We start from the raw sequence: 13991 nt of genomic DNA on the forward strand, positions 1-13991 counted from the left end.
CCTCTCCTGCTGTTAGTTAAAAGGTTTTAAGTCAACGCGCGCCATCATCGCGGCTAACTGGGTACGATCGGTAATGCCGACATTGCTCTGACTCACGGCCAGGGCTGCAACGGCGGTGGCAAGACGTAAAGTATGTTCACTGGATTCGCGCATCAGCAGGCCATAGATCAGACCGCCAACCATCGAATCCCCTGCGCCAACGGTGCTGACAACGTCAACCGACGGCGGTTTGGCGATCCATTCACCAGACGCGTTAACCCACAACGCCCCTTCTGCACCAAGCGAAATCACCACGTGAGCGATACCCTGCTCGCGCAGCGCATGGGCAGCGTCAATCACATCTTTTAATTCTGGCAGCTTCCGGCCAGCCCAGATCTCCAGTTCACGGCGATTAGGCTTCACCAGCCACGGGGAGGCTTTCAGGCCGGCGACCAGCGCATCACGGCTGCTGTCAAAGATGATGCACGGGCACTGGCTGCGCAGGCGCGTCATCCAGTCGGTGAAGGCTTCCGGACTTACGCCAGATGGCAGACTGCCGCTGACGCACACCATGTCGAACTGGCCCAGCCAGGTCAGAGAATCGTTAACAAAACGCTCCCAGTCAGACGGCGTCACTTCAAAGCCAGAGAAGTTCAGATCGGTCACTTCCCCGTCTTTCTCCGTCAGTTTGACGTTGATACGGGTACGGCCCTGAACAACCTGGAAACGGTTAGCAATGCCCAGCTCGCTGAACAGCTGCTGGAAACCATCCTGGTTATCTTTACCGAGGAATCCCCCCACGGTGACATCGATACCGAGATCCTTGAGCACTTTCGCGACGTTAATCCCTTTGCCTGCAGCATGCAGGCCAGTGGTACGCACGAGGTTTACTTCGCCGCGCTCAATCTCCGGGCAAAACCCCACCAGGTCATAAGCCGGGTTCAGCGTAATAGTCGCAACACGTCTGCTCATTATGCGCCCTCCCCCAGACCCGCCGCGATGGCATCGCCAATCGCTTTCAGCGCCTGTTCAGCATCCGCACCCTGCGCGGTGAAACGCAGACGGTGACCCTTCTTCACGCCCAGCGCGACAACTTTCATCAGACTACGACCATTGGCCGCTTTGCCCGTGCCATCCAGGTTAGCCACGGTGATCTCACTTTCAAATTGTTTAATGGTATTCACCAGCATGGTGCCCGGACGGGCATGCAGGCCGTGCTCGTTACGTACAACGAACTCTGCGCTCAGCACGTCATCCGTCAGCGCATCATCACTGGTCAGCAGAGCCAGCACGGTGGCGGCATCCGCGTTCAGCAGTTTTTCAGCTTTATTGTTCAGCAGCAGATCGCCCAGACGCTTCAGCACGGCAACCGGCTGGTCATCGGTCATGGCGACGGTCACCAGCAGTGCAGCGCTTTCACCGTCTACGTCAAAGGCGTTTGCGGCACGGCTCACTGCGATAGCGCTCCGCAGGTTGCCTTCAGCACTGTCGTTCAGCCAGATACCCTGGCCCAGATTGAGAGGCTTATCGTTAATGACGCGGGTAACAAAGGTAGCGTCTGCTGCCCCGGCTTCTTTCAGGCGTCCGGCGTTCAGGGCCTGCAGCGTCACCAGATCGGTCGCGGCAACGTCCAGCGTCAGCGTGTCGTTATCCAGTTTCAGCGCTTCGCTCTGTTTTTCGCCCATCAGCAGAGCGCGCAGCTCTTCAGCGGTGGTGGCAGATTTCAACTGCTCGGCCACGGCGTCATCGCTCAGCACATGGGTCAGCTGACGCAGCAAACCTAAGTGCTCGTCGCTGCTGGCCGCGATACCGATGGCCACGTAAGCCACCTGCCCCTCGCCCCATACAACGCCCTGCGGGAACTGATAAACCTTAACGCCGGTTTTCAGCACCTGATCGCGGGTGTCTGTGGTGCCGTGCGGAATGGCGATGCCATTGCCGAGGAAGGTCGAGGTCTGCTGCTCACGCGCCAGCATGCCGTTGACGTAGCCTTCAGCCACATTGCCGGCCTGCACAAGGGCAGCGGCAACCTGACGAATGGCCTCTTCTTTGTTCCCGGCCTGAGCGCCCGGGTGGATATCCTGTACAGATAACTGGAACATGGTTCTCCTCTCCTGCTGAAAGTGAATCGTTTCAGCTTCACTGAGAAAAAATGCGCTAGCCTGCTCCGTTTGTTAAAACAAGATAGCGCTGAAACGTTTCAAAAAGTCTTGCGCTTTCTGCAAGACGTTGCAAGGAAAGTTACATTTCTGATTGCAGAATTTAGAGATGCAGCACATTTCTTTCTCGTTCAGCTGAATTTTGCTGACGGTCAGCAAATCAGTTTCAGCTAAGGTCAGCTGCACGCGAATATGAAATGCCATTTTGATTATTCGTGGCGAAATTGACCTCACCCTCTGTTTATTTTCTGACTCGCGACGTACACTCCGCGTCTCCTGGAAACTCACCGACTGTGAAACATGCATAACACGCCCGCCGCCGTCTCGCCGAAGCCCTTTGATTTCACCTCAACGGCATTTTTAATTGTTGCCTTCCTGACCGGCATCGCCGGTGCGCTGCAGACCCCTACGCTGAGCCTGTTCCTGACCAATGAAGTCCATGCGCGTCCGGCGATGGTGGGCTTCTTCTTTACCGGAAGCGCCATTATCGGCATCCTGGTGAGCCAGTTTCTGGCGGGGCGTTCAGATAAAAAAGGCGATCGTAAAAGCCTGATCGTCTTTTGCTGTCTGCTGGGGATGCTCGCCTGCGTCCTGTTTGCCTGGAACCGCAACTATTTTGTTCTGCTGTTTATCGGGGTGTTTCTGAGCAGTTTCGGTTCAACGGCGAATCCGCAGATGTTCGCCCTTGCCCGTGAGCATGCCGACCATACCGGGCGAGAAGCGGTGATGTTCAGCTCTATTCTGCGTGCGCAAGTATCGCTGGCGTGGGTTATTGGCCCGCCGCTGGCTTACGCGCTGGCGATGGGGTTTGGCTTTACGGTGATGTACCTGAGTGCGGCAGTGGCCTTTGTGGTGTGTGGCGCCATGGTGTGGTTCTTTCTGCCGTCGATGCGTAAAGAGCCAAAAGTGGCAACAGGCGTGCTGGAGGCACCGCGTCGTAACCGTCGTGACGCCCTGCTCCTCTTTATTATCTGTACGCTGATGTGGGGCACAAACAGCCTGTATATCATTAATATGCCGCTGTTTATTATTGATGAGCTGCATCTGCCCGAGAAGCTTGCTGGCATCATGATGGGGACCGCGGCCGGGCTTGAAATCCCCACCATGCTGATTGCTGGCTATTACGCGAAGCGTTTCGGGAAACGTTTTCTGATGCGTATCGCCGCCGTCGCCGGGCTACTGTTCTATGTTGGAATGCTGACGGTTCATACGCCGGGGCTGCTGCTGGCTTTACAGCTGCTGAACGCCATCTATATCGGCATACTCGCCGGAATTGGCATGCTCTATTTCCAGGATCTGATGCCGGGCCAGGCAGGCTCTGCCACCACCCTTTATACTAATACCACCCGCGTGGGCTGGATTATCGCAGGCTCAATGGCCGGCGTGGTGGCTGAAATCTGGAACTATCACACGGTGTTCTGGATTGCGCTGGTGATGTGCACCCTGACGATAGCGTGCCTGACAAGAATTAAAGACGTTTAAGGTGCGGTGAGTGCTTCCAGATTAAGCAGGTACGTCATCGCCTGCGCGCGCGTGTTGCCGCACATCTCTGCGGAGGGTTGCAGCCCGGAGCAGACCTTCGGGCGCAGAGGCGAGCCAAAGATCATGCACAGGTTGGTTTCAGAGAGCTGAACGCAGCGGGTATTCGCAGGCTTGCCCTCCGGCATTCCTGGAATGGGGCTGGAAATGGACGGTGCGGTACAGCACGCGCCGCAATCGGGACGACAATCCATAAATGCTCTCTATCGGTGAAAGACCCGCGCAGTCGGGTATCGGGCGCACAGTAACACCTTTTATGTATTGATAGCAAAAGCCACGAATTCCGCTTGCCTGAAAGGCCGCGCACGAGTAATTTGGCGCGATATTTTTTACCTCCCGTAGACAGGATTACTGCAATGCCAAGAGCGAACGAAATTAAGAAAGGTATGGTACTGAATTACAACGGCAAACTGCTGATTGTGAAAGATATCGATATTCAGGCCCCGAGCGCCCGTGGTGCAGCAACGCTGTACAAAATGCGTTTCGCCGATGTACGTACCGGCCTTAAAGTGGAAGAACGTTTCAAAGGTGACGATATCGTTGATACCGTCACTCTGACCCGTCGCTATGTTGATTTCTCCTATATCGACGGCAACGAATATGTATTCATGGATAAAGAAGATTACACCCCGTACATCTTCACCAAAGATCAGATTGAAGAAGAGCTGCTGTTCATTCCTGAAGGCGGTATGCCGGATATGCAGGTTCTGACCTGGGACGGCGTGCTGCTGGCGCTGGAACTGCCGCAGACGGTTGATCTGGAAATCGTTGAAACGGCACCGGGTATCAAAGGCGCGTCCGCCAGTGCGCGTAACAAACCCGCGACGCTGACCACCGGTCTGGTGGTGCAGGTACCTGAATACCTGTCCGCGGGTGAGAAAATCCGCATCCATATCGAAGAAAAACGCTATATGGGTCGTGCTGACTGAGTGCGGCTTTTGTCGGATGGCGGCTTCGCCTTACCCGATCTACAAAAACACAAAAACCGGCTCTCAGGCCGGTTTTTTGTAGGCCCGGTAAGCGTAGCGCCACCGGGCAACAGCACTTACAGAAGCTCAGGATACTTCGTCATCTTCAGCGCCAGCTCTACGCCGCGCACTTCTGCCATCCCTTTCAGGCGGCCAATCGCCGAATAGCCCGGGTTCGTTTTCTTACGCAGATCGTCCAGCATCTGGTGTCCGTGATCCGGGCGGAACGGGATAGGACGTAAATCGCCAGCCTGTTTACGACGTGCCTCTTCCGCCAGAATGGCATCCACCACCGCCACCATATTCACATCACCGCTCAGGTGCGCCGCTTCGTGGAAGGTTTTCGGGTTCTCTTCACGGCAGGTCGCACGCAGATGCGTGAAGTGAATACGATCGCCAAAGGTTTCAATCATCCGCACCAGGTCATTATCCGCACGCACGCCGTACGAGCCCGTGCACATGGTAAAGCCGTTATAGATGCTATCGACCGTCTCTTTCAGCCACTGCATATCTTCAATGGTTGAGACGATACGCGGCAGGCCGAGGATGGGACGCGGAGGATCGTCCGGGTGCACGGCCAGACGCACGCCCGCCTCTTCCGCGACCGGCACAATCGCGCGCAGGAAGTACGCCATGTTTTCGCGCAGCTGATTTTTATCAATGCCGCCGTACTCTGCCAGACGGGCGCGGAACTGATCCAGCGTGTAGCCCTCTTCTGCACCCGGCAGGCCCGCGATGATATTGCGGGTCAGCTTTTCTATGTCTGCTTCACTTGCTGCGTTAAACCATTCGCGCGCCTGCTGCTGCTCGTCGGCCGTGTAATCGGCTTCCGCGCCAGGGCGTTTCAGAATGTGTAACTCAAAGGCCGCGAAGGCGATCTGATCAAAACGCAACGCTCGGGAACCGTCTGGCAGCTGATACTCAAGGTCAGTACGCGTCCAGTCAAGAACAGGCATGAAGTTATAGCAAACGGTATCGATGCCGCAGGCCGCCAGGTTGCGGATGCTCTGCTGATAGTTAGCAATCCAGGTCTGATACTCCCCAGAATGGGTTTTGATATCTTCGTGAACGGGAATACTTTCCACAACAGACCAGGTTAAGCCTTTTTCTGCCAGCAGCGCCTGACGCTGTTGAATCTCCTCTACCGGCCACACCTGGCCATTCGGAATATGATGCAGCGCCGTGACGACACCCGTTGCGCCAGCCTGACGCACATCATCAAGAGAAACTGGATCGTTCGGCCCGTACCAACGCCAGGTTTGTTCCATTGCCCATCCTCCAAAGTTGTTATACCAATATTTGTTACTGCGATGACGACTACCATACATGTTTAATGAAGGGGGTCAATACAGCGCCACAGATTGATTGATCGAACTCACAGAACGGCGATATTTACGGCTTACCAATTCTCTTTGTTGTCATATAACTTTACACTGACATTGTTAATTAATGGTTAATCAGGTGTGTATTTCATGAAGACAATTGCCTCCACCTCGCTTCCTGCCCATGTTCAGCAGCCGCGCTACGATCGCTCGCTTCTGCGCTCGCGCATCGTTCACTTCGGCTTTGGTGCTTTTCACCGTGCGCATCAGGCGTTATTAACCCATCGGGTGCTGAATGCCAAAGGAGGCGACTGGGGCATTTGTGAGATCAGCCTGTTCAGCGGCGACGTGTTGATGAGCCAGCTGCGGGCGCAGGATCACCTCTTCACCGTGCTGGAGAAAGGCGCGGAGGGCAAGCAGCCGATTATCACTGGAGCCGTGCATGAATGCCTGAACGCAAAACTGGACTCGCTGGCCGCCATCATTGAGAAATTTTGCGAGCCGCAGGTGGCAATTGTTTCCCTCACCATTACTGAGAAAGGCTATTGCATCGACCCCGCAACCGGGAAACTCGATTTGCAAAACACCCGGATCGTTCACGATCTGGAAAACCCGACGGAGCCCCATTCCGCCCCAGGGATCATCGTCGAAGCGCTCCACCGCCGCCGTGAACGCGGCTTACCCGCCTTTACGGTGCTTTCCTGCGATAACATCCCGGATAACGGCCACGTGGTGAAAAATGCCGTGCTCGGCATGGCGCAGAAACGCTCTGAAGACCTGGCCGGATGGATTGATACCCATGTGAGTTTCCCGGGAACAATGGTTGACAGGATTGTGCCCGCCGCCACCGATGCCTCGCTGGCGGAGGTCGCGCAGGAACTCGGTGTGGAAGATCCGTGCGCCATCAGCTGCGAGCCCTTTATTCAGTGGGTCGTGGAAGATAACTTTGTCGCCGGACGCCCGGAGTGGGAAGTGGCAGGCGTGCAGATGGTGCAGGACGTTCTGCCGTGGGAACAGATGAAATTACGTATGCTGAACGGCAGCCACTCCTTCCTGGCGTATCTGGGCTATCTCGCCGGGTATGCGCACATTAATGAATGTATGGAGGATGAGGCGTTTCGTCAGGCCGCGCGGCGGTTAATGCTGGATGAACAGGCCCCTACGCTACGTATCACCGACGTTGATCTGACGGCTTACGCCGACAGCCTGCTCGACCGTTTTGCCAACCCGGCACTGCAGCACCGTACCTGGCAAATTGCGATGGACGGCAGTCAAAAGCTGCCCCAGCGCATGCTGGATGGGATCCGTATTCATCTGGAGCGTCAAAGCGCGTGGCCCCTGCTGGCGCTGGGCGTGGCGGGCTGGATCCGCTACGTCAGCGGTACAGATGAACAAGGCAATACGATTGATGTCCGCGATCCGCTCAGCGACAAAATCCGTGCGAAGGTTGAAGCCAGCAATGACGCAAACCGCGTAAACGCTCTGCTGACGCTGAGCGAAGTCTTTGGTCACGATCTCGCGCAAAACCATGGTTTTGTCAAGGCGGTGAACCAGGCATACCAACGTATTGCCCGCCTCGGGGCGCGCCAGGCTGTTATCGAAACGTTAAATCTTTAACGTTTATTGCGCTTAAGGCGAACGGACATGCGCTCCGTTTGCCCTTCCTCTTCTCATTGCGCCCTTTTTTCGTCAGGATAAGAGATAATTGTTACATCATCACAATTATCTACCGGAGCGCACGTGACCAGGACCAACCTTATTACCGGTTTTCTCGGTAGCGGGAAAACCACCTCAATTCTCCACCTGCTGGCCAATAAAGATCCGGCAGAAAAATGGGCCGTGCTGGTCAACGAATTCGGCGAAGTGGGTATTGATGGCGCGTTACTGTCTGACAGCGGCGCCATGATCAAAGAGATCCCGGGCGGATGCATGTGCTGTGTGAATGGCCTGCCCATGCAGGTGGGGCTGAACACGCTGCTGCGTCAGGGTAAACCCGACCGCCTGCTGATTGAACCGACGGGGCTTGGCCACCCGAAGCAAATTCTTGATTTACTCACCGCGCCGGTTTACGAGCCGTGGATAGACTTACGCGCCACGCTTTGCCTGCTCGACCCGCGACAGCTGCTGGATGAAAAAGCGGTGGCCAACGACAACTTCCGCGATCAGCTCGCCTGCGCAGATATTATCGTCGCCAATAAAGAAGATCGGGCCACGGCTGAAAGCCAGGCGGCATTCGATGCCTGGTGGCAACATTTCGGGGGCAACCGTCAGCGGGTGCAAACCACTCAGGGGAAGATAGATGTCGCCCTGCTCGACCTGCCTCGCCTGAACCTCACCGAGCTGCCAGCCAGTGCGGAGCATGCGCATAGTCATCCCGCAAAGCAGGGTCTGGCGGCGTTGAGCCTGCCGGAACACCAGCGCTGGCGACGTAATCTCAACAGCGGTCAGGGTCATCAGGCCTGCGGGTGGATCTTTGATGCCGACACCGTTTTCGACACCATAGGCGTGCTTGAGTGGGCAAGACTGGCGCCGGTCGATCGCGTTAAGGGGATTATGCGCACCCCCGACGGCCTGGTGCGCATCAACCGTCAGGGTGAAGATTTCTTTATTGAAACGCAGAATGTTGCGCCCCCGGATAGCCGAATAGAGTTAATTAGTGCGGTTAACGCCGACTGGAATGCCCTGCAGTCCAGCCTGTTGAAGCTTCGTTTAAGTTCGGGCGGCTAACGTTGCCCCTGATTTCCCTGTATGCTGAATGTTATGACAACTCGAATTCCCCTGATTTTGCTGCTCAATGTCGCCGGACTGGCGCTCTTTTTCTCCTGGTATATCCCGGTGGATCACGGTTTCTGGTTTCCGCTGGATTCTGCCATCTTCCATTTCTTTAACCAGGCTCTGGTGAAGAGTGATGCCTTCCTGTGGCTGGTGGCGATTACCAACAACCGCGCGTTTGACGGCTGTTCGCTGGTGGCGATGGGCTGCCTGATGCTCTCTTTCTGGCTGAAAGAGGACAAAACCGGGCGTCGCCGCATTATGATTATTGGTCTGATGATGCTGCTGCTGGCTGTCGCCATTAACCAGCTGGCTACGGCTATTATTCCGGTCAAGCGCTCAAGCCCAACGCTGTTCTTTACCGATATTTATCGCGTCAGCGAACTACTGCATATTCCAACGAAAGATGCCTCGAAGGCCAGTTTCCCTGGCGATCACGGCATGATGCTGCTTATTTTTTGTGCAGTCATGCTGCGCTATTTCGGCAGGAAGGCGTTTGCCATAGCCCTGATTATTTTTGTGGTTTTCGCCTTCCCTCGCGTAATGATTGGCGCACACTGGTTCACCGATATTGCCGTGGGCTCGCTCTCTGTTGCGCTGGTCGCGTTACCGTGGTGCCTGATGACACCGCTGAGCGACCGGATAATAGCCCTGTTCGATCGCTATCTGCCGGGTAAAAAGCAACAAGCATTAAACAAATAATTAACCAAAATTAACGTCCGCTATCAGGGATCATTGCGATCCCTGATAGATCTCCCGCCACGATCGTTTCGCACTGTCATCTTCCCGTCATCTCTTTCATGATAAAAATGAATCAATTGCATGATTAAGCGCCGGATCTGACTGCATTTTAAGCAATGTCGGATTTTTACTTTCTGTATCACAATTTCTTATAAAAAAAAGGCTTTTTTTACTCGCAATAGCCCTGGCAATCGGTTAATCTCGAACTCGTTTTGCCCCATAGAGATAATTATTTCCTTGGTGAATAAATTTGTGCGCTGCGCCACAAATGTGACCAGAAAGAATTGTCTCATTGTGAACAGATAATTAGTCTCGTCACGTTTGGCATTTTTATAACGATATTTGTCGTTAAGGACTTCAAGGGAAAATAAACAAAATGGTCAAATCTCAACCGATTTTGAGATATATCTTGCGGGGGATCCCGGCGATAGCAGTTGCGGTACTGTTGTCTGCATGTAGTACATCGAACACCGCAAAGAACATGCATCCTGAGACGCGTGTTGTGGGAATGGAAGATTCCTCGTCACTGCAAGCTTCTCAGGATGAATTTGAAAATATGGTACGTAATCTGGACGTGAAGTCCCGTATTATGGACCAGTATGCTGACTGGAAAGGCGTGCGTTACCGTCTGGGCGGCAGCACCAAAAAAGGTATCGATTGTTCCAGCTTTGTACAGCGTACCTTCCGTGAGCAGTTTGGGTTAGACCTGCCGCGTTCAACTTACGAACAGCAGGAAGTGGGTAAGTCGATTTCACGTACAAAACTGCGCACCGGTGATTTAGTTCTGTTCCGTGCCGGTTCAACGGGTCGACATGTCGGCATCTATATTGGTAATGACCAGTTTGTGCATGCCTCCACCAGCAGCGGTGTGACCATTTCCAGCATGAACGAGCCATACTGGAAGAAGCGCTACAACGAAGCGCGTCGCGTACTGACCCGCAGTTAATATGATGATTGTATCGCGGGTTTCCCTTGGCTGGCGATATGATGAAAAAAAGACACTGCTTCGGCGGTGTTTTTTTTTGCCCGTTACACTGAATACATCCAGCGGCAATTCAGGAATCACGACGTCTATGTTCACCCGCTACTTTTCCAGTCATCGCAAGATACTGTTCCTCAGTATTATTACAGGTCTGGTCACTGCCCTGCTTTTGGGTTCATTGCAATTTTTCTGGAGTTACCACAAGCGGGAAGTCCGGTTCGACACCCTGATTACCGATGTGAGCCTCTACATGGAGAGCTATTTCGAAGAGTTGAAAACCTCTATCGATGTTCTTCAGCCCCTCACGCTGAACAGCTGCCATGACGTCAATGCCGAGCTGACGTCGCGCGCGGCCTTCAGCCTCAATGTGCGCGCGTTCTTGCTGGTCAGGGACAAAATCGCCTTCTGCTCGTCGGCCACCGGGCCGATGGATACGCCGATGGAAGCCCTTATACCTGAGCTGCACATCAACAAGAAGATTGATATGGCATTACTGCCGGGCACGCCTATGCTGCCGAATAAACCCGCCATTGCCATCTGGTACCGAAACCCTCTGGTTAAAGACGGCGGGGTGTTTACGTCAGTTAATCTCAATCTGACCCCGTACCTGCTTTATACCGCGCGCCAGGACGACTTCGCAGGGATTGCCATCATCATCGGTGATATGGCGCTGTCCACCATGTCCAGTACCCTGGTCAGGGCGCAAGATTTACATGCCGTGCCCGAGCGTACCGCCACGCTTAAGGCCGTGCCGCTGACCATTAAGCTGTACGCTGAAAAGTGGACAAGCGACGAAATCCTCTACGCCCTCTTATTTGGGCTGGTGTGCGGCATTGCGGCAGGATCGCTGAATTTCTATATCCTCACCATCCGCGTAAATCCCGGCAAAGAGATCCTTAGCGCCATTAAGCGCGGCCAGTTTTATGTGGTCTATCAGCCCGTGGTGGATGCAAAAGATCTGCAAATGCGGGGGGTTGAGGTCCTGATGCGCTGGAAGCACCCCACCATGGGTGAGATCCCCCCTGATGCGTTTATCAATTTTGCTGAAGCGCAGCAGCTGATTGTTCCGCTCACGCTGCATCTGTTTGACCTTATCATTCACGATGCGCCGGTATTACAGACCCAGCTACCGCCGGGCGCAAAACTCGGTATCAACATTGCGCCGGGGCATCTGCACGCCGACAGCTTTAAAGATGATATGCGCACTTTTAAAGAGTTACTGCCGCCGGATCACTTCCAGCTGGTGCTGGAAATTACCGAGCGCGACATGCTCAACCACCGTGAAGCCAACAACCTGTTCGAATGGCTGCACAACGAAGGGTTTGAGATAGCGATCGATGATTTTGGAACCGGCCACAGTGCGCTGATCTATCTTGAACATTTCACCATGGATTACATCAAAATCGACCGGGGTTTTGTTAACGCCATCGGGACAGAAACCGTCACCTCACCGGTGCTTGATGCCGTACTGATGCTGGCAAGACGGCTGAACATGTCCACCGTCGCAGAGGGCGTGGAAACGCCGGAACAGGCGGCCTGGCTGCGCGAACATGGCGTTAACTTCCTGCAGGGATACTGGATTAGCCGTCCGATGCCGCTGGAGCAGTTCCGTGAGTGGCGGCCCGACCTGACGCACGCTGGCGAATAATTTCACATTGCCCGTGACGTCACTTATTATTCAGCTTAACTGAGCCGGTCTGTTAAAGAGGGAGCTGTCGCGAGATGTTTATGCGCTTCATACTGTTGCTGTTGGCACTGACGGCCCTGTCCAGCCAGGCGCAAACCATCAAAGAAGACGTTGCGTTTGCGGTGATTGGTGAACCGAAATACGCGGTGAATTTCACCCATTATGATTACGTCAACCCTGCCGCGCCGAAAGGCGGGAATGTGACGCTCTCTGCCACCGGCACGTTCGATAACTTCAACCGCTTTGCCCTGCGCGGTGTGGCCGCGGCGCGCACAGAATCTCTCTACGATACCCTGTTTGTCACCTCTGATGATGAGCCCGGAAGCTACTATCCGCTGATCGCCGAAAACGTGCGGTATGCGGATAATTTTGCCTGGGCGGAAATTTCGCTTAACCCGCGGGCGCGTTTTCATGACGGTTCGCCGGTCAGGGCAAGCGATGTCGCCTTTACGTTTCATAAATTTATGACTGAAGGCGTTCCCCAGTTCCGTATTGTCTACAAAGGCGCGTCGGTCAGGGCCATCGCACCGCTCACCGTGCGCATTGAGCTGAGCGAGCCGAATAAAGAGAATATGCTGAGCCTGTTCTCCCTGCCCGTAATGCCTGAATCGTTCTGGAAAGCCCATAAGCTGAGCGACCCGCTCTCCACACCGCCGCTGGCAGGAGGCCCGTACCGCATCACCGACTGGCGCATGGGGCAGTATGTGGTCTACTCCCGGGTAAAAGACTACTGGGCCGCCAACCTGCCGGTAAACCGGGGGCGCTGGAATTTCGACACCCTTCGCTATGATTACTACCTGGACGATAACGTGGCTTTTGAGGCCTTTAAGGCCGGAGCCTTCGATTTACGCCTGGAGAGCAGCGCCAAAAACTGGGCCACGCGCTATATCGGTAAAAACTTCGCCAAAGGCTACATCGTCAAGGACGAGCACAAAAATAGCTCTGCCCAGGACACGCGCTGGCTGGCGTTTAATATTCAGCGCCCGGTGTTTAACGACCGCCGGGTACGTCAGGCCATTACCCTGGCCTTTGACTTTGAGTGGATGAACAAGGCGCTGTTTTATGGCGCCTACAGCCGCGCTAACAGCTATTTTCAGAATACCGAATACGCGGCGCGCGCTTACCCCAATGCCGACGAGTTGACGCTGCTGGCCCCCTTCAAAGCACAATTGCCGCCGGAAGTGTTTACCACCGTGTTTGATCCCCCCACCTCCGATGGCAACGGCTTTGATCGTGACAATTTGCTGAAAGCCAGCAAACTGCTGGATGAGGCCGGTTGGGTCCTGAAAAATCAAAAACGGGTCAATGCCCAAACGGGAAAACCGTTGAGCTTCGAGCTACTGATCGCGTCAGGGGCAAACGATCAGTGGGTTTTGCCGTTTAAGCACAACCTGGCCCGGCTGGGGATCACAATGAACATACGCCAGGTGGATATCGCCCAGCTGACCAACCGCAAGCGCAGCCGGGATTACGATATGATGCAGAGCCTGTGGCCCGCGCAGCCCTGGCCAAGCTCCGACCTGCAGATTTCCTGGGCGTCCAGTTACATCGACTCCTCGTACAATGCGCCGGGGGTAAAAAGCCCGATCGTTGACGCGCTAATTGCAAAGATCGTCGCGGCACAGGGCGATAAACAGAAGCTCCTGCCATTAGGACGCGCCCTCGACAGAGTGTTAACCTGGAACTACTACATGCTGCCCATGTGGTATATGGGTGAAGATCGTCTTGCCCGCTGGGACAAATTTTCGCTGCCTGCCGTGCGCCCGATCTATTCGCTGGGCTTCGATACCTGGTGGTATGACGTTAACAAAGCCGCCAGACTCCCAGCTGAGCGGCGATAAG

The 13991-nt window shown here is 54.7% G+C and carries 12 protein-coding genes; 8 read left to right on the forward strand and 4 right to left on the reverse strand.

The features are described from left to right. Positions 1-12 precede the first annotated feature (12 nt). Both fruK and fruB read right to left on the reverse strand, forming a co-directional pair. Positions 13-951: a 1-phosphofructokinase gene (fruK, locus tag AX755_RS19825; RefSeq protein ID WP_014170919.1), complete on the reverse strand. Its 939-nt coding sequence runs from the start codon at positions 949-951 to the stop codon at positions 13-15. Further along, a complete protein-coding gene (fruB, locus tag AX755_RS19830) occupies positions 951-2081 on the reverse strand; it encodes a fused PTS fructose transporter subunit IIA/HPr protein (RefSeq protein WP_020690121.1) in 1131 nt (376 codons plus the stop codon). The genes fruK and fruB overlap by 1 nt, the downstream gene beginning before the upstream one ends. Positions 2082-2438: 357 nt before the next feature. On the opposite strand from fruB, the gene setB reads away from it, so the two are divergent. Next, positions 2439-3620 carry a sugar efflux transporter SetB gene (setB, locus tag AX755_RS19840; RefSeq protein ID WP_062857295.1) on the forward strand — a complete coding sequence of 394 codons (1182 nt, stop codon included), beginning with the start codon at positions 2439-2441 and terminating at the stop codon, positions 3618-3620. On the opposite strand, the gene AX755_RS19845 is transcribed toward setB, so the two are convergent. Beyond that, the gene (locus tag AX755_RS19845) at positions 3617-3871 is read right to left on the reverse strand and encodes a YkgJ family cysteine cluster protein (protein ID WP_038420213.1); all 255 of its coding nucleotides are present in this window, start codon (positions 3869-3871) and stop codon (positions 3617-3619) included. The two genes, setB and AX755_RS19845, sit on opposite strands and share 4 nt — an antisense overlap. 162 nt (positions 3872-4033) lie before the next feature. Between AX755_RS19845 and yeiP the strand changes: the two genes are divergently transcribed. Next, positions 4034-4606 carry an elongation factor P-like protein YeiP gene (gene yeiP / locus AX755_RS19850; protein ID WP_008500940.1) on the forward strand — a complete coding sequence of 191 codons (573 nt, stop codon included), beginning with the start codon at positions 4034-4036 and terminating at the stop codon, positions 4604-4606. Between the two features lie 116 nt (positions 4607-4722). Here the strand turns inward: yeiP and uxuA are convergent, their stop codons facing one another. Beyond that, positions 4723-5913, reverse strand: a complete 1191-nt coding sequence (uxuA, locus tag AX755_RS19855) for a mannonate dehydratase (protein WP_029883084.1) — start codon at positions 5911-5913, stop codon at positions 4723-4725. Positions 5914-6117: 204 nt separating this feature from the next. Between uxuA and AX755_RS19860 the strand changes: the two genes are divergently transcribed. From AX755_RS19860 to AX755_RS19885, 6 genes are all read left to right on the forward strand, one after another. Further along, a complete protein-coding gene (locus AX755_RS19860; protein WP_062857296.1) occupies positions 6118-7584 on the forward strand; it encodes a mannitol dehydrogenase family protein in 1467 nt (488 codons plus the stop codon). 123 nt (positions 7585-7707) lie between these two features. Beyond that, positions 7708-8694, forward strand: coding sequence for a CobW family GTP-binding protein (locus tag AX755_RS19865; protein ID WP_023619754.1), 987 nt, complete (start codon positions 7708-7710; stop codon positions 8692-8694). 33 nt (positions 8695-8727) lie between these two features. Beyond that, on the forward strand, positions 8728-9441 hold the full coding sequence (locus tag AX755_RS19870; protein ID WP_029883087.1) for a phosphatase PAP2 family protein: 714 nt from the start codon (positions 8728-8730) through the stop codon (positions 9439-9441). A 415-nt stretch (positions 9442-9856) separates the two neighbouring features. After that, positions 9857-10426 (forward strand): bifunctional murein DD-endopeptidase/murein LD-carboxypeptidase, encoded by a 570-nt coding sequence (mepS, locus tag AX755_RS19875; RefSeq protein ID WP_023619753.1) that lies wholly within the window; start codon positions 9857-9859, stop codon positions 10424-10426. Between the two features lie 127 nt (positions 10427-10553). After that, on the forward strand, positions 10554-12110 hold the full coding sequence (locus tag AX755_RS19880) for a cyclic di-GMP phosphodiesterase (RefSeq protein WP_062857297.1): 1557 nt from the start codon (positions 10554-10556) through the stop codon (positions 12108-12110). Between the two features lie 74 nt (positions 12111-12184). After that, positions 12185-13990: an extracellular solute-binding protein gene (locus AX755_RS19885; protein WP_062857298.1), complete on the forward strand. Its 1806-nt coding sequence runs from the start codon at positions 12185-12187 to the stop codon at positions 13988-13990. The last annotated feature ends 1 nt before the right edge of the window (position 13991 follow it).

Source organism: Enterobacter sp. SENG-6 (assembly GCF_001605945.1).
GTDB lineage: Bacteria > Pseudomonadota > Gammaproteobacteria > Enterobacterales > Enterobacteriaceae > Enterobacter > Enterobacter cloacae.

Excerpts from the sequence above, each read along its gene's own strand:
- fruK (WP_014170919.1), bottom strand. The coding sequence starts at position 951 with ATGAGCAGACGTGTTGCGACTATTACGCTGAACCCGGCTTATGACCTG.
- fruB (WP_020690121.1), bottom strand. The coding sequence starts at position 2,081 with ATGTTCCAGTTATCTGTACAGGATATCCACCCGGGCGCTCAGGCCGGG.
- setB (WP_062857295.1), top strand. The coding sequence starts at position 2,439 with ATGCATAACACGCCCGCCGCCGTCTCGCCGAAGCCCTTTGATTTCACC.
- AX755_RS19845 (WP_038420213.1), bottom strand. The coding sequence starts at position 3,871 with ATGGATTGTCGTCCCGATTGCGGCGCGTGCTGTACCGCACCGTCCATT.
- yeiP (WP_008500940.1), top strand. The coding sequence starts at position 4,034 with ATGCCAAGAGCGAACGAAATTAAGAAAGGTATGGTACTGAATTACAAC.
- uxuA (WP_029883084.1), bottom strand. The coding sequence starts at position 5,913 with ATGGAACAAACCTGGCGTTGGTACGGGCCGAACGATCCAGTTTCTCTT.
- AX755_RS19860 (WP_062857296.1), top strand. The coding sequence starts at position 6,118 with ATGAAGACAATTGCCTCCACCTCGCTTCCTGCCCATGTTCAGCAGCCG.
- AX755_RS19870 (WP_029883087.1), top strand. The coding sequence starts at position 8,728 with ATGACAACTCGAATTCCCCTGATTTTGCTGCTCAATGTCGCCGGACTG.
- mepS (WP_023619753.1), top strand. The coding sequence starts at position 9,857 with ATGGTCAAATCTCAACCGATTTTGAGATATATCTTGCGGGGGATCCCG.
- AX755_RS19880 (WP_062857297.1), top strand. The coding sequence starts at position 10,554 with ATGTTCACCCGCTACTTTTCCAGTCATCGCAAGATACTGTTCCTCAGT.
- AX755_RS19885 (WP_062857298.1), top strand. The coding sequence starts at position 12,185 with ATGTTTATGCGCTTCATACTGTTGCTGTTGGCACTGACGGCCCTGTCC.